Genomic DNA, 22,221 nt, shown 5'->3' with positions numbered 1-22,221 from the left:
GCCGGGTCGCTCGGACCGACGCGGCCGCGTCGCTCAGACCGACGCGGCCGTGCGCGCGGCGTCGTACCAGGCGTCGAGCCCCTCCGCGGGGAGCGGGCGGCAGAGCAGGTAGCCCTGCGCCTGGTCACAGCCGACGTCGCGCAGCCGCTCCCAGGTCGCCTCGTCCTCGACGCCCTCGGCGACGGTGGTCAGGCCGAGGTTGTGCCCCAGCTCGACCACCGACCGGACGATGAGCGCGTCGCTGTCGTCCGCGGCCATCTGGGAGACGAAGGAGCGGTCGATCTTCAGCTGGTGCACCGGCAGGTCCTTGAGGTGCGCCAGCGAGGTGTACCCCGCACCGAAGTCGTCGATCGACAGGGTGATCCCCGCCTCGGCCAGGCGGCCGAGCACGTGCCGCGCGCGCACCGGGTCGGCGGTGATCGCGCTCTCGGTCACCTCGAGCTCGAGGTACGCCGCGGGGACGTCCCGGTCGCGCAGCAGGGCGAGCACGTCGTCGACGAACCGGTCGTCGAGCAGGTTGCGCGCCGAGACGTTCACCGCGACCCGCAGGTCGCGCCCGTCGGCCCGCCACCGGGCGCACTGCGCCAGGGCGGTGTCGACCACGTACCGGGTCAGCGGGTGGATCAGCGGGGTCCGTTCCGCCAGCGGGATGAACAGCGCCGGCGGGATGGTCCCGCGCACCGGGTGCTGCCAGCGGACGAGTGCCTCGACACCGCGCACCTCCCCGGCGAGGGCGACCTTGGGCTGGTAGTGCAGCACGAGCTCCCCGGCGTCGATCGCGCGGCGCAGCTCGCCGATCAGCCCGAGGCGCTCGGGGCTGTGGTCGTCGAGCCGGGTGTCGAACACGCAGGAGCCCAGGCCGCGGTCCTTGGCGGCGTACATGGCGATGTCGGCGTTGCGCAGCAGCGACGCCACGTCCGCGCCGTCGGCCCCGGACAGGGCGATGCCGATGCTGGCGTCGACGTCGAGGAGCACCCCGTCGGCCGCGATGCTGCCCTCCATGGCGGCCAGCGCCCGGCCGGCCAGCTCCTGCGCCGCCTCCGCCGACTCGACGTCGGGCAGCAGGACGGCGAACTCGTCCCCGCCCAGCCGCGCGACGGTGTCCGTGGCCCGGACGGCGGCCTGCAGCCGGCCGGCCACGGCCTCGAGCACCAGGTCGCCGTACGCGTGGCCGAGGGTGTCGTTGATCTCCTTGAAGCGGTCGAGGTCGATCAGCATGAGCGCGACCGTCCCGCCGGTCCGCCGGGCCTCGGCGAGCGCCTCCTCCGCCCGCTGCCGCAGCAGGGTGCGGTTGGGCAGGCCGGTGAGCCCGTCGTGCAGCGCCTGCCGACGGTTCTCGTCGGCCCGGGCGGCCGCCTCGCGGCGGCTGCGCGTCAGCACCCGCGTGCACCAGCCGACCAGCAGCAGGCCGACGCCGAACACGACCGGGGTCACCCACAGCAGCACCTGCTGGTTGCGGCGCAGGCCGGCCAGCGCCTCGTCGGCGTCGTGCCGGTGCGCGCGGATGTGGCCGGTGACGACGTCCTCGATGACCTCGAAGTACGGGTCGACCACCTCGTCCTCGTACCGGTCCGCCGCCTCCGGGTTCGCCCGGGCGACGACGAGGAGCTGCGCGACCGCGGCCGCGTAGTCGTCCTGGAGGTCCATCCAGGCCGCCAGCAGCTGCGGGGAGTCGCCGTGCGCGGTCACGCCGATCGAGCGCAGCGCCTCGCGGGTCTCCGCGACGGCCGCCTCGTACTGCGCGCGCACCTCGGCGTCCTCCGCGACGACGAGCTGGTCGACCAGCTCTTCCTGCCGCGCCAGCGACTCCTCGGCCTGGTCGGCCCACTCCGACACGTCGACGCTGAGCTCGGCCTCGGCCGCGACCTCGGCGTTGCTGACCGCCGCGCCCACCGAGAAGACGGTCAGCACGGCGAGGACGGCCACGAGGCCTGCCGCTGCGACGTGCGTCGCCAGCAGTCCCGCGCGGCGGGGTCGATCGGGGGAGTCAGCGGCGGGCCGGCTCGTCATCGGGCATCCCTCGTTCGGCGGCGGCGCACCGTGCGGCCGCGTGCCATGGGGATCGGACCGTGCGCGCACCGGCTCGATGCCGGCTCACCCGACGGGGTGAGCCGGCGCCCGGGCCCGCGGCAGGGTCAGCGCCCGGTGAGCACCTCGGCGACCACCGGCACCAGCGCCTGGAACGCCTGCCCGCGGTGGCTGCGCGCGTCCTTCTCCGCCGGCTCGAGCTCGGCGGAGGTGACGTCGAGCCCGTCGGGCACGAAGACCGGGTCGTAGCCGAAGCCGTTGGTGCCCCGCTTCTCGCGGATCACCCGCCCCCGCCACTCCCGCTCCAGCACGTGCTCCGCGCCGTCCGGGGTGACCAGCGCCGCCGCGCACACGAAGGCGGCGCCGCGCCGCTCGTCGGGGACGTCGGCGATCTGGCCGAGCAGCAGCGCGGTGTTCGCGTCGTCGTCCCCGTGCCGGCCGGACCACCGGGCCGAGAGCACCCCGGGCATCCCGTTGAGGGCGTCGACGGCGATGCCCGAGTCGTCGGCCACCGCCGGCAGCCCCGTCCACCGGACCGCCTCGCGCGCCTTGAGCAGCGCGTTGTCGGCGAACGTCGCCCCCGTCTCCGGGGCCTCGGGGTACTCGGGGACGTCGCGCAGGCCCACCACCTCGACCCCGGGGACGGCGTCGGCGAGCAGCCGCTGCAGCTCGGCGAGCTTGCCCTGGTTGCGGGTGGCGAGGAGCAGCCTCATCGGGCCAGCGCCTCCTGCTGGAGCTCCGTGAGCTCCTGGCACCCGGCGACGGCGAGGTCGAGCAGCGCGTCGAGGGTCGCCCGGTCGAAGACGGCGCCCTCGGCGGTGCCCTGCACCTCGACGAAGCCGCCGTCGCCGGTGCAGACGACGTTCATGTCGGAGCCGGCCCGCACGTCCTCCTCGTAGGCGAGGTCGAGGCGGGGCTCGCCGTCGATGACGCCCACGCTCACCGCGGCGACCGAGTTCACCACCGCCTTCTTCTTGGCCAGCTTCTTCCGCTCGTCCAACCACGACACGGCGTCGGCCAGCGCCACCCAGGCCCCGGTGATCGCGGCGGTGCGGGTGCCACCGTCGGCCTGCAGGACGTCGCAGTCGATGGCGATGCTGTTCTCGCCGAGCGCGCCGAGGTCGATCGCGGCCCGCAGCGAGCGGCCGATCAGCCGGCTGATCTCGTGGGTGCGCCCGCCGACGCGGCCCTTGACCGACTCGCGGTCGCTGCGGGTGTGCGTCGCCCGGGGCAGCATCGCGTACTCGGCGGTGACCCAGCCGAGCCCCGACCCCTTGCGCCAGCGCGGCACGCCCTCGGTGACGCTGGCCGCGCACAGCACGCGGGTGCGGCCGAACTCCACGAGCACCGAGCCCTCGGCGTGGTCGAGCCAGTGGCGGGTGATGGTCACCGGGCGGAGCTGGTCGGCCGTGCGGCCGTCGGGGCGGGTCACCCTGTCACTAAAGCAGCCCTCCGGGCCGCGCCGCGCCCAGGTGCCGTGCCCCGGTGGCGCGCGGCCCCGCCACCCCGCTCGGGGAGGTCTCCGGCCCTCCGTGCGCGGTGCGCTTGGATCGCCTCATGCGATCAGAGGTCCGCAGCGTCCGCACCGGCGGCGTCCCCGTGGTGGTCGACCTGACCGACGAGTGCGCGGACTTCGTGCGGGAGGAGACCGACGGGCTCCTGCACGTGTTCGTGCCGCACGCGACCGCCGGGCTCGCCATCATCGAGACCGGCGCCGGCAGCGACGACGACCTGCTCGTCCAGCTCGACGAGCTGCTCCCCCGCGACGACCGCTGGCGGCACCGCCACGGGTCGCGGGGCCACGGCCGCGACCACGTGCTGCCGGCGTTCGTGCCGCCGCACGCCACGGTGCCGGTGCTCGAGGGCCGGCTGATGCTGGGCACCTGGCAGCGGATCTGCCTGGTCGACACCAACACGGACAACCACACCCGGCACGTCCGCTTCTCGTTCCTGGCCGGCTGAGCTCGGCCGCGGGCGACGCGCTGGCGCTCGCCGCGACCGCGACCGCGACGCTCGCCGCGGCGGCCGGGCTGCGCCCGCTCCCGGGCGTCCCCGCTGTCCGCCCCGCGGGCGGGCACGGCAGGATGCGGGCATGAGCTCGACCGAGGTCGCACCCGTCCGCCTCTCCCCCGGCGACCCGGCGCCGGACTTCACCCTGCCCGACGCCGACGGCAACCCCGTGTCGCTGGCGTCCTACCGCGGCCGTCGGGTGATCGTGTACTGCTACCCCGCCGCCCTGACGCCGGGCTGCACGACCCAGGCCGTCGACTTCACCGCGGCCGCCGGCGACCTCGCCGAGGCCGGCCTGGACATCATCGGGATCTCCCCCGACCCGCCGGAGAAGCTCGAGCGCTTCCGGGAGAAGGAGAACCTCGGCATCACCCTCGTCTCCGACGAGGACAAGTCCGTGCTGCAGGCCTACGGCGCCTACGGGCCCAAGAAGCTGTACGGCAAGGAGGTCGTCGGGGTCATCCGCTCGACGTTCGTCGTCGACGCCGAGGGCCGCGTCGAGAAGGCGCAGTACAACGTCAAGGCCACCGGCCACGTGGCGAAGCTGCGCCGCGACCTCGGGCTGGGCTGACCGGCGGGAGGGGCCGCACCGTCCCGGGCGCGGAACCCGGGCGAACGGGACACCCGTCCCTCGTGCCCGGGTCGGACGCCGTCGGAGCATTCCGGCGTCGCATCCGAGAACCCCCGAGGAAGAGGTCCCCTCCCATGCCCCGCACGACACCGCTCCGGCTGCTCGCCGGCGGTTCCATGGCCGCCCTGATCGCCGCGACCGCCGCCTGCAGCGCGAGCAGTGCCAGCGAGTCCGACACCACCTCCGAGGCCGCCGGCACGTCCCGCGCCGCGACCGACCTCGACGCCTTCTGCACCGGCGTCGTGGCCTTCGACGCCGTCCCCCCGCCGCAGGGCGGCGGGCCCGAGGGTCCGGACACCGCCGCGGTGACCGCCTACGGCGAGCAGGTCGCCGACCCGATCGCGGCCATCCTGGAGAACGCGCCCGAGTCGGCGGTCGACGCCGCCACCACGCTCTCGCACGTCGGCCACGCGCTGCTCGAGGGCGACGCCGCGGCCTTCGCCACCCCGGAGACGTTCGCCGCCCTGGGCACCGTCGAGCAGGCGGTCGCCGAGAACTGCGGCTTCACCACCGTCGCCGTCGACGGTGCCGACTACAGCTTCGAGGGCGTCCCCGCGACGGTCCCGGCCGGCGTGACGAACTTCCTGCTCAGCAACGTGACCACGCACGGCGAGGAGCACGTCGCGATCGTGCTCCGCTCGCCCGACGGCGACCCGGTGACGCCGGAGGAGTTCATGGCCGACCCCGAGGCCGCATTCACCACCATGCAGCCGCTGGGCACCGCGGTCGCGTCCCCGGACGGTGGCGTCGGCGGCACCACGCTCGACCTCGCCGCGGGCCACTACCTGCTGGTCTGCCCCGTCGCGATGGACGAGAACGCCCCGCCGCACTTCATGCTGGGCATGGTGTCGGAGTTCACGGTCGCGTGAGCGCCCTCGCCGGGCCGGTCAGCCGCCGCGCGTTCCTCGCCGGCGCGCTGGCCGCGCTGACCGCCCCGGCGCTGGCCGCCTGCGCCGGCACGCCGGCGGAGACCCCGACGTCGCGGGGGCCCGTGCGCCCGGCCCCACCCACCGCGCCCGACGGGACCCCGCTGGTGCAGGCACCGCCGCTGGCGCCGTCCTCCACGGAGGACGGCGTCCGGGTGTTCCGGCTGACCGCGCAGGCCGGCACCGCCGAGTTCACCCGCGGTGTCCGCACCCCGACCTGGGGCTACGACGGCGCCTACCTGGGGCCGACGCTGCGGGCTCGCCGCGGCGAGACGGTCCGGGTGGAGCTGACCAACCGGCTCACCGAGCCCACGACCGTGCACTGGCACGGGATGGAGCTGCCCGGGGCCGCCGACGGCGGGCCGCACCTGCCGCTCCCGCCCGGCGGCACGAGCACGCCGAGCTGGGAGGTCCGCCAGCCGGCCGCCACGCTCTGGTACCACCCGCACCCGCACGGGCACGCGTCCGAGCAGGTCTACCGGGGCCTCGCCGGGGCGTTCCTGCTCGACGACGACGTCCCGGCCGGGCTGCCGTCGTCCTACGGCGTCGACGACGTCCCGCTGCTGCTGCAGGACAAGCGGTTCCTCGACGGCGGCGCGCTCGACGAGGACACGCACACCGCGATCGGCCCGCTCGGCGACGTCGTCCTGGTCAACGGCGTGGCCGCCGGGTGCCTGCCGGTGACCACCGAGCGGATCCGGCTGCGGCTGGTCAACGCCTCCGGTGGGCGCACCTACGCCGTCGCCGTCGCCGACGGCCGGCCGCTCGACCTGGTGGCCGGCGACGGCGGGCTGCTGGCCGCGCCGCTGCCGGTGCCGTCGGTGCGCCTCTCCCCCGGCGAGCGGGCCGAGCTGGTGGTGGCGCTGCGCCCGGGCGAGCGGCTGCCGCTGGTCTCGGTGCCACCCGACCTCGGCGTGCCGCCGCAGCTGGCCGAGGTCTACGGCGGGACCGAGACCCTGCCGCTGGTCGAGCTGCGGGCCGCGGAGACCCTGACCCCGTCCGCGCCCCTGCCGGCCCGCCTGGCCGACGTCCCCCCGGCCGACGCCTCGGCGGCCACCACCGAGCGCACCTTCCAGCTCGGCCCGAACCGGATCAACGGGCAGTCGATGGACCCGGCCCGCATCGACGTGGAGGTGCCGCTGGGCGCCACCGAGGTGTGGACGGTGACCAGCGCGCACGAGCAGCCGCACAGCTTCCACGTGCACGGCGTCCGCTTCCGGGTGCTCACCGTCGACGGCGCCCCGCCGCCGCCGGAGCTGGCCGGGTGGAAGGACACCGTCTACGTGGCGCCGCGGCGCACCCTGCGGCTGCTGGCGACGTTCGCCTCGCCGGCCGACGAGCGGGCGCCGTTCATGTTCCACTGCCACCTGCTCTGGCACGAGGACCTGGGCATGATGGGCCAGTTCGTCGTCCGGTGACAGCCGGCGGCGGGGCCGTGGAGGATCGGGCCATGACCTCGCAGATCGGTGTCACCGGCCTGGCCACGATGGGCGCCAACCTGGCCCGCAACCTCGCCCGGCACGGGCACCAGGTGGTGCTGCACAACCGGACGCAGGCGCGCACCGACGCGCTGGTGGCCGCGCACGGCGACGAGGGCGACTTCGTCCCGACGACGACCACCGAGGAGTTCGTGCAGGCGCTGCCGCGGCCCCGGAGCATCCTGGTGATGGTCAAGGCCGGGGCCGCGACCGATGCGGTGATCGACGAGCTGGTGCCGCTGCTCGACGAGGGCGACGTCGTCATCGACGGCGGCAACGCGCGCTACCAGGACACCCAGCGGCGGACGGCGGCCCTGGCCGAGCGCGGCCTCCACTTCGTCGGCGCCGGCGTCAGCGGCGGCGAGGAGGGTGCGCTGAACGGGCCGAGCATCATGCCCGGCGGCTCCGACGAGTCCTACGCGATCGTCGGCCCGGTGCTGGAGAGCATCGCCGCGGTGGTCGACGGCACGCCGTGCTGCACGCACGTCGGCACCGACGGCGCCGGCCACTTCGTGAAGATGGTGCACAACGGCATCGAGTACGCCGACATGCAGCTCATCGCCGAGGCCTACGACCTGCTGCGGCACCGGCTCGGCATGTCGCCGCGCGAGATCGGCGACGTGTTCGCCTCGTGGAACGAGGGGGACCTGGAGTCCTACCTCGTGGAGATCACGGCCGAGGTGCTGCGCCACGACGACGCGGCGACCGGGAGGCCGTTCGTCGACGTCGTCGTCGACGAGGCCGAGCAGAAGGGCACCGGCCGCTGGACCGTGCAGTCGGCGCTCGACCTCGGCATCCCGGTGAGCGGCATCGCCGAGGCGGTGTTCGCCCGCGCCCTGTCCGGCCACGTCGAGCAGCGGGCCGCCGCCCGCCGGGTCCTGCCCGGCCCGGACCGCGGGCCCGAGCCGGTCGCCGACCGCGACGGCTACGTCGAGGCGGTCCGCCGGGCGCTGTACGCGTCGAAGGTGGTGGCCTACGCGCAGGGCTTCGACCAGATCGCGGCGGGGGCCGAGGAGCACGGGTGGGCGATCGACCGCGGGGCGCTGGCCACCATCTGGCGCGGCGGCTGCATCATCCGGGCGCGCTTCCTCGACCGGATCCGGCAGGCCTTCGCCGACGAGCCGGGGCCGACCACGCTGCTCACCCACGACTACTTCCGCGACGCCGTCGCCGCGGGCCAGGACGGCTGGCGGCTGGTGGTCGCCGACGCGGCCCGCCACGGCGTCCCGGTGCCGGGGTTCGCCAGCGCGCTGGCCTACTACGACGGGTTGCGGGCCGAGCGGCTGCCGGCCGCGCTGGTGCAGGGGCTGCGCGACTTCTTCGGCGCGCACACCTACCGGCGGGTCGACCGCGAGGGCGCCTTCCACACCTTCTGGGGCGAGGACCGGCGCGAGCAGCCGGCCGGCTGAGTCAGCGCACCAGCATCCCGGCGTCGACGGGCAGCGCGACGCCGGTGGTGCAGCGGGCCTCGTCGGAGGCGAGGAAGGCGACCGCGGCGCTGACGTCCTCGGGCTCCACCAGGGCGACGTCGAGCAGGTCGGCGACGTCGTCGTCCGGCTTGGCGTCCGCGGGGTCCTCCTCCCCGCCGCCGAAGTGCGCCTCCACCGCCGGGTTGAGCACCATCGGGGTGGCGACGCCGGAGGGGGTTCGCGCAGTTCACCCGGATCCCGTGCGGCGCCAGCCACGTGGCGGAGGTGCGCATCAGGCCGACGACGCCGTGCTAGCTCGCCACGAACCCGTCGCCGCCGCCGCGGCCGCTGCCGCCGCGGCCGGTGAGCCCCAAGGCGGAGCTGGTGAGCACCACCGCGCCGCTCCGGCGCTGCTCGACGAGCACCGGGGCGGCCGCCTGCACCGTGTTCAGGGCGGGCGGGGTGGCGAGGGGGTGGGCGACCGTCGCGATGTCGGCGCAGCGGTCGACGGCGTTCACGTCGGCGCCCTCCGCCGCCAGCCGGACGGCGTGGCTGCGTCCCTGCCCGCGCGCCGCGCCGGTGACCAGCAGGGTCTTCCCGTCGAACCTGCCCATGCCAGGACCGACCCGCCGGCGCGCCGGGAGTCATCGGGTGGCCCGGCCTTCAGCGCCCCGCGGGAGCGCCGCGCGCCCCCGGCGGGCGCCTCGCGTGCGACGCTGCCGGTCGTGGCGACGACGAACTACCAGGACACCTTCATCGAGGTGGCCGAGGACTCCCGCGCGACGAGCGGTGAGGTGCCGCCCCCGCGGAACGGGGCGCCCACGGTGGCGGGGCTGCAGTACGCGATGCTCGCCGACGCGCCCTACGTGCACACCTCCGACGACGTGCTGTTCGAGGTGCACGCACAGCGGCGCGGCGTCCCGGCGGCCGAGCGCGAGGCCGAGCGGGAGGCGTTCTTCTCCAAGGGGCAGCCCTGCTTCCGCGCCTCGCCGCTGACGAAGCAGTACGGGTGGGGGGTGCACTGCGACGGCGCGGGCAGGATCGCGCTGGTCGCCGTCGACTCCCCGGAGTACGCGGCGCTGGCCGCCGACCCGGCCCTGCGGCACCTGAGGGCGATGCGCGCGAAGCGGGCCTGAGCCTCCCCTCACGCCCGCCAGCTCCCCGGCCGCGGCTGGGCCGCCCTGCCCCACCCGAAGCCGTCGTCCCACGGCCACCTGCCCTCGTCGTCGGGCCACGCCAGCTGCAGGGCCGGCACCGAGTACTCGGCCGGCCGCTCGTAGAAGCGGTTGGCGCCGAGCACCACCTCGCCGGGGTTGGGCAGCTCCTCCACGACCAGCCCCCGGCGGGTGCCCGGCCCGTCGACGAGCTCCCCCGGCACCAGGTCGCGCCCGTCGGCGACCAGGCCCGCGACGTGCTGGAGCACCGCGTGCGTGACGTCGGGGTCCAGCCCGACCACGACCAGCTCGGGGTGGCCGAGCCCGAACAGCCCGATCGTGTAGCCGAACGCGGGCTCATCGGGCCCGTCGCCCTGCCACACGTACTGCACGGCCCACCGGCGGGCGCGGATGACCTGGGCGAGGCGGGCGTCCTCCTGGTCGAGCCAGGCGGTGAGCTGCGGATCGGTCGTCATGGGCAGAGGGTGCGCCCGGGCACCGACAACCGGCCTGGACCCGTTCCGCATCTGTGGACGGCGGCCGCGCCCGTGGACGCGGCGGCCCGGTCCTCGGTGGCTCAGCCCTCGGCTGCCTCGCGCGCCCGCTTGCGCCGCTTGCCCTCGTGCATGGCGGCCACGCGGGCGACCGGGATGGTGTGCCCCTCGGCCACCAGGTCGGCGGGCAGCTCCTGCGGCTCGGGCAGCGCCGCGGCCCAGGGGTCGCCGTCACCGATCCGCTCGGCGGCGGTGGTGACGGTGACCTCGCCGGGACGGACGTCGCCCAGCGCGTCCCAGGGCACCGGCGTCGAGACCGTCAGCCCCGGGCGCAGGCGGGGGCTGTAGGCGGCCACGATCGTCGACGACCCCGAGCGGGTGGAGTCGAGGAAGACCCGGCCGTGCCGGTCCTCCTTGATGTAGGCGGTGGTGGCCAGTTCCGGGTCCAACCGCTCGGCCCGGGCGGCCAGGGCGCGGGTGGCCGCGGCCACGTCCTCCGGCCCCGAGCCCCGCACGGGCACCACGACGTGCACGCCCTTCGACCCGCTGGTCTTCACCGCACCGGCCAGGCCGCTGCCGGCCAGCGCCCGCCGCACCAGGCCGGCCGCCCGCACGACGACGTCGAAGCCCGCGTCCTCCGGCGGGTCGAGGTCGACCACCAGGCCGGTGGGCTCGAGCTCGCGCCCGGCGCGGAAGAACGGCACGTGGTACTCGACGGCGCGCTGGTTGGCCAGCCACAGCAGCGTCCGGCGGTCGTCGCAGAGCACCTGGTGCACCTCGCGGTTGGCCCCCCACGACCACACGGCGACGGTGCGCACCCAGTCCGGCGCGCCCTTCGGCACGTTGCGCTGCATGAACGGCTGCTGGCCCGGCCGCACCCGCTTCACCGACAGCGGCCGGCCGGCCAGCTGCGGCAGCAGCCGGTCGGCGAAGGCGTCCAGGTAGTCGACCAGGTCGCCCTTGGTGACCCCGAGCCCGTCGCCGAGCGGCGCGTCCAGGCTGGTCAGCGCGACGCCGTCCCGCTCGTCGTCGGTCATCGGCCCACCGTGCCCTGCCGCGGCCGCTCGGGCAACCGCCGGCGTCGGCCCCGCCTCAGAGGTCGTACACGCCGCCCGGGGCGACCAGCTCGGCGGCCGGGAAGACCGCCCGGGCGTGCGTCAGCTGCGCCGTGGCGTCCACCCACGCGGGCACGTGGGTGAGCAGCAGCCGCCCGACGCGGGCGTCGGCCGCGTGCTCCCCCGCCTGCCGGCCGGTCAGGTGCAGGCCGGGCGGCTGCGCGCCGTCGCCGTCGGGGTGCGCCGCCTCGGCGAGCAGCAGGTCGGCTCCGGCGGCCAGCTCGACGACCCGCGGGCAGGGCCCGGTGTCGCCGGTGTACACCAGCGACCGGCCGGCGGCGGTGAGCCGGATCGCGTAGCACTCGACGGGGTGCGCGGTGCGCGCGAGCGCCACCCGGAACGGGCCGATCTCGAGCGTCCCCGGGCCCACGGGCACGAAGTCGAACACGTCGGTGAGGGTCTCGCCGTCGGCGTCGTAGGCCAGCGCCAGCCGCCGCTCCGCGCCGACCGGCGCGTACAGCGGCACGAGCTTGCCGCGCGAGCGCCCGGAGTACCGGTGCCAGACGACGAACGGGGCGACGTCGAGGCAGTGGTCGGCGTGCAGGTGCGAGAGGAAGACGGCGTCGACGGCGGCCGGGTCGGCGAGGGCCTGCAGCGCGCCGAAGGCGCCGTTGCCGAGGTCGAGCAGCAGCCGGAAGCCGTCGTGCTCGACCAGGTAGCTGGACGCCGGGGACGCCGGGCCGGGGGCGCTGCCGGAGCAGCCGACGACGGTCAGCCTCACGCCGCCCCCAGCGACCGGGCGTGCAGCACCGCGCCCACCTCGGGCCCCAGGAACCGGCGGCCCAGCCGGGCGAACGGCTCGGGGTCGCCGGTGGCGAGGAAGACGTGCTCGGGCGGCGGGGCGTCCTCCGCGCGCAGCAGGTCGGCCCGGGTGAGCACGCGGTAGACGTCCTTGGCCGTCTCCTCGGCGCTGGAGACCAGCGTGACGCCCTCCCCCATGACCAGCGAGATCACCCCGGTGAGCAGCGGGTAGTGCGTGCACCCGAGCACGACGGTGTCGACGCCGGCCACCAGCAGCGGGTCGAGGTAGGACTGCGCCAGCCCGAGCAGCTGGCGGCCGCTGGTGACGCCGCGCTCGACGAAGTCGACGAAGCTGGGGCACGCGGCGCTGACCACCTCGATCTGCGGCGCGGCGGCGAACGCGTCGTCGTAGGCGCCGCTGGTCACGGTGGCCTGCGTGCCGATGACCCCCACCCTGCCGTTGCGGGTGGCCGCGGTGGCCCGGCGCACGGCCGGCAGCACGACCTCGACCACGGGGACGTCGTAGCGCTCCCGCGCGTCGCGCAGCGAGGCGGCGCTGGCGGAGTTGCAGGCGACGACGAGCATCTTCACGCCGCCGGCCACCAGGTCGTCCATGACCGCGAGGGAGTGCCGGCGGACCTCGGCGATCGGCAGCGGCCCGTAGGGCCCGTGGGCGGTGTCGCCGATGTAGCGGATCGCCTCGTGCGGCAGCTGGTCGAGGACGGCGCGGGCGACGGTGAGCCCGCCGACCCCGGAGTCGAAGATGCCGATCGGCGCGGAGCTGTCGGGGGCGCCCGCGCCGGGCTGCGTCGTCCTCATGGCGCAGGTCAGGCTAGTCGTCGCCACCGACCGACCGCCGCACGGCGGCGTCGACCAGGGCGCGGGCGGCCCGGACCAGCGCCTCGTTGCCCGGCGCCGGCGAGCCGTCGGGCAGCACGAGGGTGTCCTCCAGGCCGATCCGCGTGTCCAGCCCCTGGTCGACGGCGAGGCGCAGCACCGGCCAGCAGCTGGACCCCTCGCCGTGCAGCAGCACGGGCGCACCCGGCGGGAGCAGACCGAGCAGCCGGCCCGCGTCGGCCGGGTCGTCGCCGTCCTGCAGCTCGAGCAGCACCCGCAGGCACCGCGCGCGGTGCGGCGAGGCGAGCCAGGCGCCGACGGCGGCGGCGGTCCACAGCCCGGCCTCGACGGCGACGCCGAGCTCGAGCAGGGCGGCGGCGACGTCGTCGGCCCCCGGCTCGTGCCAGTTCACCGACGCGAAGTCGGGGCGCACGGTCCAGGACCGGATCTCCGCCACACGCTCCGCCGGGTCCGGCCGCGCCCAGGCGCCGGTGGTGACGCCCACCGGCAGCCCCGGTGCCGCGGCCCGGATCGCGGTGACGACCTCCGCCACCGCCGGGGCCGCCAGCGTGTCGGCACCGGCGGCGTCCTTGGGGTGCACGTGCACGGCGCCGGCCCCCGCGGCGGCCACCCGGACCGCGTCGTCGGCCAGCTGCGCGGCGGTGACCGGCAGGGCCGGGTGGTCGGCCGGGCGCCGCACGCCGTTGAGGCAGGCCTTCAGCAGCACGCGACGCAGGGTACGGCCCGGGACCGACGGCGGGTCAGGCCCAGAGCTGGCCCTCCAGCGCGGAGGTGGCCTCCTCGAGCGTGCCGGCGTAGGCGCCGGTGGAGAGGTACTTCCAGCCGCCGTCGCACACGATGAAGCAGATGTCGGCCTTGCGGCCCGCGGCGACCTCCTTGTCGGCGATGCCGAGCGCCGCGTGCAGGATCGCCCCGGTGGAGATGCCGGCGAAGATGCCCTCCCGCTCCACCAGCTGGCGGGTGCGGTGGACGGCGTCCTCGGGGCCGACCGAGAACCGCGAGTCGAGCAGCGAGGGGTCGTAGAGCTCGGGGATGAACCCCTCGTCGATGTTGCGCAGCCCGTACACCAGCTCGCCGTAGCGCGGCTCGGCGGCGATGACCTGCACGTCGGGCTTGTGCTCGCGGAAGTAGCGCGAGCAGCCCATGAGCGTGCCGGTGGTGCCCAGCCCCGCGACGAAGTGGGTGATCGAAGGCAGGTCGGCCAGGATCTCCGGCGCCGTCCCGGTGTAGTGCGCCTCGGCGTTGGCCGGGTTGCCGTACTGGTAGAGCATCACCCAGTCGTCGTGCTCGGCGGCCAGGCCCTTGGCCACGGCCACCGCCTGGTTCGACCCGCCCGCGGCCGGCGACGAGATGATCTGCGCGCCGTACATCTCCAGCAGCTGCCGCCGCTCCACGGAGGTGTTCTCCGGCATCACGCAGATCAGCCGGTAGCCGCGCTGGCGGGCCACCATGGCCAGCGAGATCCCGGTGTTGCCGCTGGTGGGCTCCAGGATCGTGTCGCCCGGCTTGAGCTTCCCCTCCTTCTCCGCCGCCTCGATCATCGAGATGGCGGCGCGGTCCTTGATGGACCCGGTGGGGTTGTGGTCCTCCAACTTGGCCCACAAGCGCACGTCAGGGGTCGGCGACAGGTTGGGCAGCCCGACGAGGGGGGTGCCCCCGAGGGAGTCGACGAGCGAGGCGAAGCGGGCCATGGATCTCTCCGGAGAAGGCGGGCGGGCGAGCGGCGAGCCGCTCAGCAGCCGCCCGCGACCGCCGGCAGGATCGTCACCGAGTCGCCGTCCTTGACCGCGGTGTCCAGCGCGCCGGTGAACCGCACGTCCTCGTCGTTGACGTACACGTTCACGAACCGGTGCAGCTTGCCCTCCTCGGTGACCAGGCGGTTCTTCAGGCCGGAGTGCTTGCTGTCCAGGTCGTCGATGAGCGCGCCCAGCGTGTCCCCGGCGCCCTCCACGGTCTTCGCACCGCCGGTGTGGGTGCGCAGGATGGTCGGGATCCGGACCTCGATGGCCATGGGTCGGTGTTCTCCTCGGGGGTGTCGGGCTCGCTGCTCCGGGCGCAGCGGTCTCGTACGTCTGCAGGGTGGCAACGCCTGCGCCGCGCCGTCGATTCCGGACGGCGCGGCGGCCCTCCTGCGGGCCCCGCCGCGAGCCTGCCGGCGGTGGGGGCAGGAGGGTCCTCGGTCAGTCGTAGACGACGGTGGTCGGCGTGTGGCCGAACTTGTAGGACTCGACGACGTCGACGTCCTCCTCGGTGACCTCGCCGTCGACGATCCGGAAGCTGCGGAACTCGACCTCGTCGCCGGCCAGGCCGGTCTGCGCGCCGTGGTGGCGGGTGGAGACCAGCACGTAGTGGGCGTTCGGCTCGGAGGCGTAGCTGATGTCGGTGCGCGAGGGGTAGGCCTCGGTGGCGGTGTGCGAGTGGTAGATCACCACCGGCTCCTCGTCCCGGTCGTCCATCTCGCGGTAGAGCCTGAGCAGGTCGCCGGAGTCGAACTCGTAGAACGTGGGCGAGCGCGCCGCGTTGAGCATCGGGATGAACCGCTCGGGGCGGTCGCTGCCCTCGGGCCCGGCGACGACGCCGCAGGCCTCGTCCGGGTGGTCCTCCCGGGCGTGGGCCACGATGGCGTCGTAGGTCGCGCGGTCGATGCGCAGCACGATTGCCCAGTCTAGGCGGCCGGTGCGGCGCCGTGCGGGCCGCCCCGGGTGGACACCGGCCGCCCCTGCGTGAACAGGGTGCGGCCGGCGGATGATCACCCGATACGGTGCGGTCTCGTGCTGATCGAGTTGCTCCTGGTGGCCGGCGTGGTGGCGCTCCCGCTGCCCGCGCTGGCGCTGGGGGTGCGCGGGGTCGGCCGGCGGCGCGGGCTGTCCGCCGACGACCGCGCCTCGATCGTCGTGCTGGTCGCCCTGCGGGTGCTCACCCTGCTGCTGGTGGTCGCGCTCTCCGGCGTCGTCCTGCTCTCCGCGGTCGGGGCGATGGTCCGCGACCTCGAGCTGCCCAGCCTCGTCTACACCTTCTTCGGCCTCGACCTGCTGCTGGGGCTGCTGATCCTGCTCACCTTCGGCCGCCGCGACCGGCGGCCAGCGCGTCGACCAGCGAACCCTGCAGCGAGGTGAGCCAGTAGTAGACGGCCAGCTGCTGGGCCTCCTCGCCGGTGAGGTCCTCGGGCGGCTCGGTGTCCTCGGTGATCTCCAGGCGGGTGCCCAGCGCCAGGCGCAGGTCGTTCGTGCTGCGCAGCCAGGCGGCCGCCTGGTCCGGGTCCAGCCGCACGTCGCCGCCGCCGGGCGGCAGGGTGGCGCGGACCGTGGCCAGGTCGTCGGCCTTGCCGCTGCGCAGCGACGACTCGGTCAGCTCGCGGTAGTCGGCGGCCAGGCGGGGATCGCCCCGGTGCCCGTCGGGCAGCAGCCGCGCCAGCACCGGGTCTCCCGCGACGTCGTCGGCGTCGGCGGTGAGCAGCTGCTCCAGCTGGTCGAGCAGCAGCCCGACGATGCCCGCCTCGGCCGGCTCCAGCCGCGCCACGACGTGCTCGCCCCTGCGCCGGAACGGCCTCACGAGTCGCGCTGGTAGCTGGCCCACAGCCCGTAGGCGTGCAGCCGGCTGGTGTCGTGCTCCATGCGTTCCTTGGGCCCCGAGCTGACGATCGCCCGGCCCTCGTGGTGGACCTGGAGCATGAGCTTCGTGGCGGTGGCCTCGTCGTAGCCGAACAGCTCCTGCAGGACGTAGGTCACGTAGGTCATCAGGTTGACCGGGTCGTTCCAGACGACGGTGACCCACGGCCGGTCGAGGTCGTGCTCCTCGTCGACCGTGGTGTCCGGGGTGCTGACAGGCGCGAGCGGTCCGGCCACGGGTCAACTCTAGGACGCCGAGCGCCGGACCGGTCCGGGTGCTTACGCTCCCGATCATGGCGATCCCGCAGGCCGCGCCCACCCACCCGGCGCTGCTCACCGACCGGTACGAGCTCACGATGGTCGCCGCCGCGCTGGCCGACGGCACCGCCGACCGGGACTGCGTCTTCGAGGTGTTCGCCCGGCGGCTGCCCCACGGGCGGCGCTACGGCGTGGTCGCCGGCACCGGCCGGCTCCTGGAGGCGCTCCCCCGCTTCCGCTTCGGCGACGAGGAGCTGGCCACGCTGCGGGACCAGGGGCTGACCGACGCCCGGCTGCTCGACTGGCTGGCCGGGTTCGAGTTCACCGGCGACGTGGAGGGCTACGCCGAGGGCGACCTGTACTTCCCGGGGTCGCCGGTGCTGACGGTGCGGGCGCCCTTCGCGCAGGGGGTGCTGCTGGAGACCCTCGCGCTGTCGGTGCTCAACCACGACAGCGCCATCGCCTCCGCGGCCGCCCGCATGGTGGGCGCCGCGTGCGACCGCCCGTGCATCGAGATGGGCTCGCGGCGCACCCACGAGGAGGCCGCCGTCGCCGCGGCCCGGGCGGCGTACCTGGTCGGCTTCGCGTCGAGCTCGAACCTGGAGGCCGGGCGCCGCTACGGCGTCCCCACGACGGGCACGAGCGCGCACGCCTTCACCCTGCTGCACGACAGCGAGCGCGCCGCCTTCGAGGCGCAGGTGGCCACGCTCGGCACGGGGACGACCCTGCTCGTGGACACCTACGACGTCGACCAGGGCATCCGGACGGCGGTGGAGGTCGCCGGCCCGGAGCTCGGCGGGATCCGGCTGGACTCCGGCGACCTGCCCACGCTCGCCTCCCACGCCCGCGAGCTGCTCGACTCCCTCGGCGCCACGCGGACGCGGATCATCGTGACCAGCGACCTCGACGAGTACGCGATCGCCGGCCTGATGGCCGCGCCGGTCGACGGCTACGGCGTGGGCACCTCGCTGGTCACCGGCTCGGGCGCGCCGACCATGGGCATGGTCTACAAGCTCGTCGAGCGGGACGGCGTCGCCGTCGCCAAGCGCAGCGAGGGCAAGAACTCGGTGGGCGGGCGCAAGCACGCCGTCCGTCGGCACGACCGCCACGGGACGGCGACCGCCGAGGTGATCAGCGCCGCGCCGATCGAGCCGCAGGACGGCGACCGCGACCTGGTGGTCCCGCTGGTGCAGGGCGGCAAGGTGCTCGGCGACGCCACGCCCGCCGAGGCGCTGGCGCGGGCGCGGGCGCACCACGAGCGGGTGCGCGCGACCCTGCCGCAGGAGGCGTGGGCGCTCTCGCGCGGCGAGTGCGCGCTGGAGATCATGACCGCATGACGCGTGCGCTGATCGTCGTCGACGTCCAGAACGACTTCTGCGAGGGCGGCAGCCTCGCCGTGGCCGGCGGCGCCGCGGTCGCCGCCGCCATCAGCGAGCACGTGCGCTCGGGCGCCGGCGGGTACGCGCACGTCGTCGCCACCCGGGACCACCACGTCGACCCCGGGGACCACTTCGCCGAGGAGCCCGACTTCCTGGAGACCTGGCCGGCCCACTGCGTCGCCGGCAGCGACGGCGTCGAGCTGCACGAGAACCTCGACCGCGGCGCGATCGAGGCGGTGTTCGACAAGGGCCACTACTCGGCGGCCTACTCCGGGTTCGAGGGCAACGCCGAGGGCGTCGAGCTGGTCGACTGGCTGCGCGAGCGCGGGGTGGACGCCGTCGACGTGGTCGGGATCGCCACCGACCACTGCGTGCGGGCCACCGCCCTCGACGCCGCCGGGCACGGCCTCGCCACCCGGGTCCTGCTGCCGCTCACCGCGGGCGTGTCGGACGCCTCGACAGAGGCCGCGCTGGAGCAGCTCCGGGCGGCCGGCGTGGAGCTGCAGGGCGAGCCCTACCGCCCTCGCTGACCGCCGCTGACCCCCGCGATCACGGCGCCGCGACCGCTCAGGCGCGCCTCGCGGTGGTCGGGACGCCGTGATCGTCGGTGGGGACGGCGTCCAGGACCTCCTCGCGGGTGAAGCCGAGCACCTGCAGGACGGCGTCGAGGTAGGGCTGGTTGAGCGCGGCGTGCGCCTGCTCGCGCACCACCGGCTTGGCGTTGAAGGCGATGCCGAGGCCGGCGGTGTTGAGCATGTCCAGGTCGTTGGCGCCGTCGCCCACCGCGACCGTCTGCTCCAGCGGGATGCCGTGCTCGTCGGCGAAGCGCACGAGCGCCTTGGCCTTGCCCGGCCGGTCGACGATCTCGCCGACCAGGCCGCCGGTGAGCCGGCCGTCGGCCACCTCGAGGGTGTTGGCCGCGGCGAAGTCGAGCCCCAGCTGCTCGGCCAGCGGGTCGGTGATCTGCGTGAAGCCGCCGCTGACGATGCCGCAGCGGAAGCCCAGCCGCTTGAGGGTGCGGATCAGCGTGCGGGCGCCGGGCGTGAGCACCAGCGCCTCGCGCACCTCGTCGAGCACCTCGACCGGCAGCCCCGCGAGGGCGGCCACCCGCTTGCGCAGCGACTCGGCGAAGTCGAGCTCGCCGTTCATGGCCGCGGCGGTGATCCGGGCGACCTCCGCCGCGCGGCCGGCGCGCGCGGCCAGCTCGTCGATCACCTCGCCGCGCACGAGGGTGGAGTCGACGTCGAGGACGATCAGCCGCTTGCTGCGCCGGGCCAGCCCGGCCTGCTCCACGGCGATGTCCGCGCCGGTGGCGGCCGCGACCGAGGCCAGCTGCGTGCGCAGGGCGGTGGAGTCGGCGCCCGAGACGGTGAGCTCGAAGCTGGTCACCGGGTAGTCGGACAGCCGCCGGATCGCGTCGATGTTGCCGCCGATGGCGGCGATCGCCTGCGCCGCGCCGGCGACCGCCCCGGGCGGGACGGGCCGGCCGAGGACGATCACGTGGTGCGGCAGCCCGGGCCGCTCCGGCTCCGGCCCGGACGCCGGCTCGACGCGGACCTGCACGCCGGTGGCCGCGGACACCTCGCCGGCCAGCCGGACCAGCCGGGCCAGCAGCGCGTCCTCGCCCTCCGGGTCGGCCCCGGCGGCCGGCAGCGCGCCGACGACGACGCCGAGCACCAGCTGCCCGTGCACGACGACCTGCTCGACGTCGAGCACCTCCAGCGGCGGGGCGGCTCCGTTCGCGGACCCGGCCAGCGTCCCGAACAGGCGGGCGGTCACGCCGGGGCGGTCGACCCCGGTGACGGTCAGCAGCGCGCGCGGGCCCGTCCCGGTCGCGGCGACCGGGGACGGCTGGTCAGGGTGCAGCGACACGTCGTCATCGTGCCGCACCGCCCCGTGGGCACCCGGCACCGCCCCGGGAACGCGCCCGCCCCGCCGGCCAGGCGGCCGGCGGGGCGGGGCGTGCGGGGAGGGTGGTCCTCCCTCAGCTCGGGTCGGGGTCCTTGGCGCCGGCCCGCGGGCCCTCGGTGAGCCCGATCTCGCTGACGCCGGCGTACGGCTTGTGCCGCTTGCCCATGTGGGCCTCGGCCTCCAGCCGGTCGACCAGGTGCGGGTAGTGCGCCTCGAACGCCGGGCGGATCGAGCGGATCCGCGGGATCTCCGTGAAGTTGTGCCGCGGCGGCGGCGACGACGTCGCCCACTCCAGCGAGTTGCCGTGGCCCCAGGGGTCGTCGCGCAGCGCCAGCTGCCCGTACTTCCAGGACCGCACCACGTTGTAGACGAACGGGATCGCCGAGGCGCCGAGCACGAAGCTGAAGATCGTCGAGATGGTGTTCAGCGTCGTGAACCCGTCGGAGGGCAGGTAGTCCACGTAGCGGCGCGGCATGCCCTCGTTGCCCAGCCAGTGCTGCACCAGGAAGGTGCCGTGGAACCCGACGAAGGTCAGCCAGAAGTGGACCTTGCTGAGCCGCTCGTCCATCATCCGGCCGCACATCTTCGGGAACCAGAAGTAGATGCCGGCGTAGGCGGCGAAGACCACGGTGCCGAAGACGACGTAGTGGAAGTGCGCCACCACGAAGTAGGTGTCGGAGATGTGCCAGTCCAGCGGCGGGCTGGCCAGCAGGACGCCGGTGAGGCCGCCGAGGAGGAAGGTGACCAGGAAGCCGATGCACCACAGCATCGGCGACTCGAAGCTGATCGAGCCCTTCCACATGGTGCCGATCCAGTTGACGAACTTGATGCCGGTCGGGACGGCGATCAGGTAGGTCAGGAAGCTGAAGAAGGGCAGCAGCACCGCACCGGTGGCGAACATGTGGTGCGCCCACACGGCCAGGGAGAGGAACGCGATGGACAGCGTCGCGAAGACCATGCCCTTGTAGCCGAACAGCGGCTTGCGGCTGAAGACCGGGATGACCTCGGTGATGATGCCGAAGAACGGCAGCGCGATGATGTAGACCTCGGGGTGGCCGAAGTACCAGAACAGGTGCTGGTACAGCATCGGGCCGCCGTTCTCGTCCGAGTAGATCAGCGCGCCGAGGTTGCGGTCGGCCAGCAGCGCGAACAGCGCCGCGGTGAGGATCGGGAACGCGAGCAGCACCAGGATGCTGGTGACCAGCGTGTTCCAGGTGAAGATCGGCATCCGGAACATGGTCATGCCGGGCGCCCGCAGGCAGACGATCGTCGCGACGAAGTTGACGCCACCGAGGATCGTGCCCAGACCCGAGACGGCCAGGCCGGCGATCCACAGGTTGGCCCCGGCCCCCGGGGAGTTCACGACGTCGGACAGCGGCGTGTAGGCCGTCCAGCCGAAGTCGGCCGCGCCGCCCGGGGTCAGGAAGCCCGAGACCGCCGTCAGGCTGCCGAACAGGAACAGCCAGTACGAGAACGCGTTGAGCCGCGGGAACGCCACGTCGGGGGCGCCGATCTGCAGCGGCATGATCAGGTTCGCGAAGGCGAAGAACAGCGGGGTGGCGAAGAACAGCAGCATCACCGTGCCGTGCATGGTGAACAGCTGGTTGTACTGCTCCGGCGACAGGAACTGCAGCCCCGGCCTGGCGAGCTCACCCCGCATGAGCAGCGCCATCAACCCGCCCACCAGGAACCAGGTGAACGAGGTGGCCAGGTACATCAGCCCGATGGTCTTGTGGTCCGTGGTCCGCAGCAGGTTCGAGAGCCGCGACCCCTTCTGGGCCACGTGAACCGGGCTGGGCCGGCTCACGATGGGCGCCGGTGCGATCGTCACAGCCGGAGCTTAAACGGTGCCCAGGACACAGCTGGTGGATGGCCCGTGGCACGCCGTGGTCGCGACCGGGTCGTTACGGCCGACGGCGGTAGCGTCCCCGGCCGTGACCCTCGCCGGCCTGGCCCTCGTCCTCGCGATCGGCTTCGTCGCCGGCCTCGTGGCCCGCGCCGTCGTGCCGGGCAAGCAGGACCTCGGCGTCCTCGCGACGCTGCTGCTGGGCCTCGTCGGGTCGGTGGTGGGGAACCTGCTCGGCGCGCTGCTGCGGGGTGAGCAGGCCCGCCTCGACGTCGGCGGCTGGTGGGCCTCGATCGCCGGGGCGGTCCTGGTCCTGGCGCTGTGGGTCCTCCTCGGCCCGGGCCGGGGCCGGAGGTCGCGCCGCCGCTGAGCGCG

The 22,221-nt window shown here is 74.9% G+C and carries 27 protein-coding genes; 10 read left to right on the top strand and 17 right to left on the bottom strand.

Going from position 1 to position 22,221, the window contains the following annotated elements; translation table 11 throughout:
- Positions 1-33 precede the first annotated feature (33 nt).
- The 3 genes from ACI78S_RS09960 to rph all read right to left on the bottom strand — a co-directional run bounded on the left by ACI78S_RS09960 (position 34) and on the right by rph (position 3,460).
- Positions 34-1,926 (bottom strand): putative bifunctional diguanylate cyclase/phosphodiesterase, encoded by a 1,893-nt coding sequence (locus ACI78S_RS09960; protein WP_456972714.1) that lies wholly within the window; start codon positions 1,924-1,926, stop codon positions 34-36.
- A 209-nt stretch (positions 1,927-2,135) separates the two neighbouring features.
- Positions 2,136-2,741: an RdgB/HAM1 family non-canonical purine NTP pyrophosphatase gene (gene rdgB / locus ACI78S_RS09955; protein ID WP_456972712.1), complete on the bottom strand. Its 606-nt coding sequence runs from the start codon at positions 2,739-2,741 to the stop codon at positions 2,136-2,138.
- Positions 2,738-3,460 (bottom strand): ribonuclease PH, encoded by a 723-nt coding sequence (gene rph, locus ACI78S_RS09950; RefSeq protein ID WP_456972710.1) that lies wholly within the window; start codon positions 3,458-3,460, stop codon positions 2,738-2,740. Before rph ends, rdgB begins: the two co-directional genes overlap by 4 nt.
- A gap of 125 nt (positions 3,461-3,585) precedes the next feature.
- On the opposite strand from rph, the gene ACI78S_RS09945 reads away from it, so the two are divergent.
- The 5 genes from ACI78S_RS09945 to gndA all read left to right on the top strand — a co-directional run bounded on the left by ACI78S_RS09945 (position 3,586) and on the right by gndA (position 8,482).
- On the top strand, positions 3,586-3,990 hold the full coding sequence (locus ACI78S_RS09945; protein ID WP_456972708.1) for a YjbQ family protein: 405 nt from the start codon (positions 3,586-3,588) through the stop codon (positions 3,988-3,990).
- Between the two features lie 130 nt (positions 3,991-4,120).
- Positions 4,121-4,609 (top strand): thioredoxin-dependent thiol peroxidase, encoded by a 489-nt coding sequence (gene bcp / locus ACI78S_RS09940; RefSeq protein WP_456972706.1) that lies wholly within the window; start codon positions 4,121-4,123, stop codon positions 4,607-4,609.
- A 134-nt stretch (positions 4,610-4,743) separates the two neighbouring features.
- Complete coding sequence (locus ACI78S_RS09935) at positions 4,744-5,538, top strand: hypothetical protein (RefSeq protein ID WP_456972704.1); 795 nt, start codon at positions 4,744-4,746, stop codon at positions 5,536-5,538.
- On the top strand, positions 5,535-7,013 hold the full coding sequence (locus tag ACI78S_RS09930; RefSeq protein ID WP_456972702.1) for a multicopper oxidase family protein: 1,479 nt from the start codon (positions 5,535-5,537) through the stop codon (positions 7,011-7,013). The genes ACI78S_RS09935 and ACI78S_RS09930 overlap by 4 nt, the downstream gene beginning before the upstream one ends.
- Positions 7,014-7,045: 32 nt before the next feature.
- Complete coding sequence (gene gndA / locus ACI78S_RS09925) at positions 7,046-8,482, top strand: NADP-dependent phosphogluconate dehydrogenase (RefSeq protein WP_456972700.1); 1,437 nt, start codon at positions 7,046-7,048, stop codon at positions 8,480-8,482.
- A 1-nt stretch (position 8,483) separates the two neighbouring features.
- On the opposite strand, the gene ACI78S_RS09920 is transcribed toward gndA, so the two are convergent.
- Both ACI78S_RS09920 and ACI78S_RS09915 read right to left on the bottom strand, forming a co-directional pair.
- Positions 8,484-8,696, bottom strand: coding sequence for an SDR family oxidoreductase (locus ACI78S_RS09920; protein WP_456972698.1), 213 nt, complete (start codon positions 8,694-8,696; stop codon positions 8,484-8,486).
- A 97-nt stretch (positions 8,697-8,793) separates the two neighbouring features.
- A complete protein-coding gene (locus ACI78S_RS09915; protein WP_456972696.1) occupies positions 8,794-9,096 on the bottom strand; it encodes a hypothetical protein in 303 nt (100 codons plus the stop codon).
- A 111-nt stretch (positions 9,097-9,207) separates the two neighbouring features.
- Here ACI78S_RS09915 and ACI78S_RS09910 point away from each other — a divergent pair, with 111 nt between their 5' ends.
- Entirely contained in the window at positions 9,208-9,618 is a 411-nt protein-coding gene (locus tag ACI78S_RS09910; RefSeq protein WP_456972694.1) for a DUF6157 family protein, read from the top strand.
- Between the two features lie 8 nt (positions 9,619-9,626).
- Here the strand turns inward: ACI78S_RS09910 and ACI78S_RS09905 are convergent, their stop codons facing one another.
- From ACI78S_RS09905 to ACI78S_RS09870, 8 genes are all read right to left on the bottom strand, one after another.
- Positions 9,627-10,112 carry a DUF4262 domain-containing protein gene (locus ACI78S_RS09905; RefSeq protein ID WP_456972692.1) on the bottom strand — a complete coding sequence of 162 codons (486 nt, stop codon included), beginning with the start codon at positions 10,110-10,112 and terminating at the stop codon, positions 9,627-9,629.
- A gap of 101 nt (positions 10,113-10,213) precedes the next feature.
- A complete protein-coding gene (locus ACI78S_RS09900; protein WP_456972690.1) occupies positions 10,214-11,167 on the bottom strand; it encodes a DNA polymerase domain-containing protein in 954 nt (317 codons plus the stop codon).
- 55 nt (positions 11,168-11,222) lie between these two features.
- Positions 11,223-11,966 carry an MBL fold metallo-hydrolase gene (locus tag ACI78S_RS09895; protein ID WP_456972688.1) on the bottom strand — a complete coding sequence of 248 codons (744 nt, stop codon included), beginning with the start codon at positions 11,964-11,966 and terminating at the stop codon, positions 11,223-11,225.
- A complete protein-coding gene (gene murI / locus ACI78S_RS09890; RefSeq protein WP_456972686.1) occupies positions 11,963-12,805 on the bottom strand; it encodes a glutamate racemase in 843 nt (280 codons plus the stop codon). Before murI ends, ACI78S_RS09895 begins: the two co-directional genes overlap by 4 nt.
- Before the next feature lie 13 nt (positions 12,806-12,818).
- Positions 12,819-13,550, bottom strand: a complete 732-nt coding sequence (locus tag ACI78S_RS09885) for a 3-keto-5-aminohexanoate cleavage protein (protein WP_456972684.1) — start codon at positions 13,548-13,550, stop codon at positions 12,819-12,821.
- Positions 13,551-13,584: 34 nt separating this feature from the next.
- Positions 13,585-14,535, bottom strand: coding sequence for a PLP-dependent cysteine synthase family protein (locus ACI78S_RS09880; RefSeq protein WP_456972682.1), 951 nt, complete (start codon positions 14,533-14,535; stop codon positions 13,585-13,587).
- Between the two features lie 41 nt (positions 14,536-14,576).
- The gene (locus ACI78S_RS09875) at positions 14,577-14,855 is read right to left on the bottom strand and encodes a MoaD/ThiS family protein (RefSeq protein WP_456972680.1); all 279 of its coding nucleotides are present in this window, start codon (positions 14,853-14,855) and stop codon (positions 14,577-14,579) included.
- A gap of 169 nt (positions 14,856-15,024) precedes the next feature.
- Positions 15,025-15,498, bottom strand: coding sequence for a Mov34/MPN/PAD-1 family protein (locus ACI78S_RS09870; protein WP_456972678.1), 474 nt, complete (start codon positions 15,496-15,498; stop codon positions 15,025-15,027).
- Positions 15,499-15,615: 117 nt separating this feature from the next.
- Between ACI78S_RS09870 and ACI78S_RS09865 the strand changes: the two genes are divergently transcribed.
- Positions 15,616-15,960, top strand: coding sequence for a hypothetical protein (locus ACI78S_RS09865; RefSeq protein ID WP_456972676.1), 345 nt, complete (start codon positions 15,616-15,618; stop codon positions 15,958-15,960).
- Here ACI78S_RS09865 and ACI78S_RS09860 read toward each other — a convergent pair.
- Positions 15,899-16,396 (bottom strand): DUF2017 family protein, encoded by a 498-nt coding sequence (locus ACI78S_RS09860; protein WP_456972674.1) that lies wholly within the window; start codon positions 16,394-16,396, stop codon positions 15,899-15,901. The genes ACI78S_RS09865 and ACI78S_RS09860 overlap by 62 nt on opposite strands.
- Positions 16,393-16,689 carry an ATP-dependent Clp protease adapter ClpS gene (gene clpS, locus ACI78S_RS09855; RefSeq protein WP_456972672.1) on the bottom strand — a complete coding sequence of 99 codons (297 nt, stop codon included), beginning with the start codon at positions 16,687-16,689 and terminating at the stop codon, positions 16,393-16,395. The genes ACI78S_RS09860 and clpS overlap by 4 nt, the downstream gene beginning before the upstream one ends.
- 56 nt (positions 16,690-16,745) lie before the next feature.
- Here clpS and ACI78S_RS09850 point away from each other — a divergent pair, with 56 nt between their 5' ends.
- Both ACI78S_RS09850 and ACI78S_RS09845 read left to right on the top strand, forming a co-directional pair.
- Positions 16,746-18,047, top strand: a complete 1,302-nt coding sequence (locus ACI78S_RS09850; protein WP_456972670.1) for a nicotinate phosphoribosyltransferase — start codon at positions 16,746-16,748, stop codon at positions 18,045-18,047.
- Positions 18,044-18,619: an isochorismatase family protein gene (locus ACI78S_RS09845; RefSeq protein WP_456972668.1), complete on the top strand. Its 576-nt coding sequence runs from the start codon at positions 18,044-18,046 to the stop codon at positions 18,617-18,619. Before ACI78S_RS09850 ends, ACI78S_RS09845 begins: the two co-directional genes overlap by 4 nt.
- A gap of 37 nt (positions 18,620-18,656) precedes the next feature.
- Here ACI78S_RS09845 and serB read toward each other — a convergent pair whose 3' ends face one another.
- Positions 18,657-19,961 (bottom strand): phosphoserine phosphatase SerB, encoded by a 1,305-nt coding sequence (serB, locus tag ACI78S_RS09840; protein WP_456972666.1) that lies wholly within the window; start codon positions 19,959-19,961, stop codon positions 18,657-18,659.
- Positions 19,962-20,073: 112 nt separating this feature from the next.
- Positions 20,074-21,831 carry an aa3-type cytochrome oxidase subunit I gene (ctaD, locus tag ACI78S_RS09835; protein WP_456972664.1) on the bottom strand — a complete coding sequence of 586 codons (1,758 nt, stop codon included), beginning with the start codon at positions 21,829-21,831 and terminating at the stop codon, positions 20,074-20,076.
- A 103-nt stretch (positions 21,832-21,934) separates the two neighbouring features.
- Here ctaD and ACI78S_RS09830 point away from each other — a divergent pair, with 103 nt between their 5' ends.
- Entirely contained in the window at positions 21,935-22,216 is a 282-nt protein-coding gene (locus ACI78S_RS09830) for a GlsB/YeaQ/YmgE family stress response membrane protein (protein ID WP_456972662.1), read from the top strand.
- The last annotated feature ends 5 nt before the right edge of the window (positions 22,217-22,221 follow it).

It is taken from the genome of Geodermatophilus sp. SYSU D00815 (assembly GCF_054050035.1).
Note: the sequence above shows the minus strand (reverse complement) of the source record. Positions and strands in the feature narration are given on the sequence as shown.

What these genes read in the sequence shown, in the direction of transcription:
- rdgB (WP_456972712.1), bottom strand. Translation starts at nt 2,741, where the DNA reads ATGAGGCTGCTCCTCGCCACCCGCAACCAGGGCAAGCTCGCCGAGCTG.
- ACI78S_RS09945 (WP_456972708.1), top strand. Translation starts at nt 3,586, where the DNA reads ATGCGATCAGAGGTCCGCAGCGTCCGCACCGGCGGCGTCCCCGTGGTG.
- bcp (WP_456972706.1), top strand. Translation starts at nt 4,121, where the DNA reads ATGAGCTCGACCGAGGTCGCACCCGTCCGCCTCTCCCCCGGCGACCCG.
- ACI78S_RS09935 (WP_456972704.1), top strand. Translation starts at nt 4,744, where the DNA reads ATGCCCCGCACGACACCGCTCCGGCTGCTCGCCGGCGGTTCCATGGCC.
- gndA (WP_456972700.1), top strand. Translation starts at nt 7,046, where the DNA reads ATGACCTCGCAGATCGGTGTCACCGGCCTGGCCACGATGGGCGCCAAC.
- ACI78S_RS09920 (WP_456972698.1), bottom strand. Translation starts at nt 8,696, where the DNA reads ATGGTGCTCAACCCGGCGGTGGAGGCGCACTTCGGCGGCGGGGAGGAG.
- ACI78S_RS09915 (WP_456972696.1), bottom strand. Translation starts at nt 9,096, where the DNA reads ATGGGCAGGTTCGACGGGAAGACCCTGCTGGTCACCGGCGCGGCGCGC.
- ACI78S_RS09905 (WP_456972692.1), bottom strand. Translation starts at nt 10,112, where the DNA reads ATGACGACCGATCCGCAGCTCACCGCCTGGCTCGACCAGGAGGACGCC.
- ACI78S_RS09900 (WP_456972690.1), bottom strand. Translation starts at nt 11,167, where the DNA reads ATGACCGACGACGAGCGGGACGGCGTCGCGCTGACCAGCCTGGACGCG.
- murI (WP_456972686.1), bottom strand. Translation starts at nt 12,805, where the DNA reads ATGAGGACGACGCAGCCCGGCGCGGGCGCCCCCGACAGCTCCGCGCCG.
- ACI78S_RS09880 (WP_456972682.1), bottom strand. Translation starts at nt 14,535, where the DNA reads ATGGCCCGCTTCGCCTCGCTCGTCGACTCCCTCGGGGGCACCCCCCTC.
- ACI78S_RS09875 (WP_456972680.1), bottom strand. Translation starts at nt 14,855, where the DNA reads ATGGCCATCGAGGTCCGGATCCCGACCATCCTGCGCACCCACACCGGC.
- ACI78S_RS09850 (WP_456972670.1), top strand. Translation starts at nt 16,746, where the DNA reads ATGGCGATCCCGCAGGCCGCGCCCACCCACCCGGCGCTGCTCACCGAC.
- ACI78S_RS09845 (WP_456972668.1), top strand. Translation starts at nt 18,044, where the DNA reads ATGACGCGTGCGCTGATCGTCGTCGACGTCCAGAACGACTTCTGCGAG.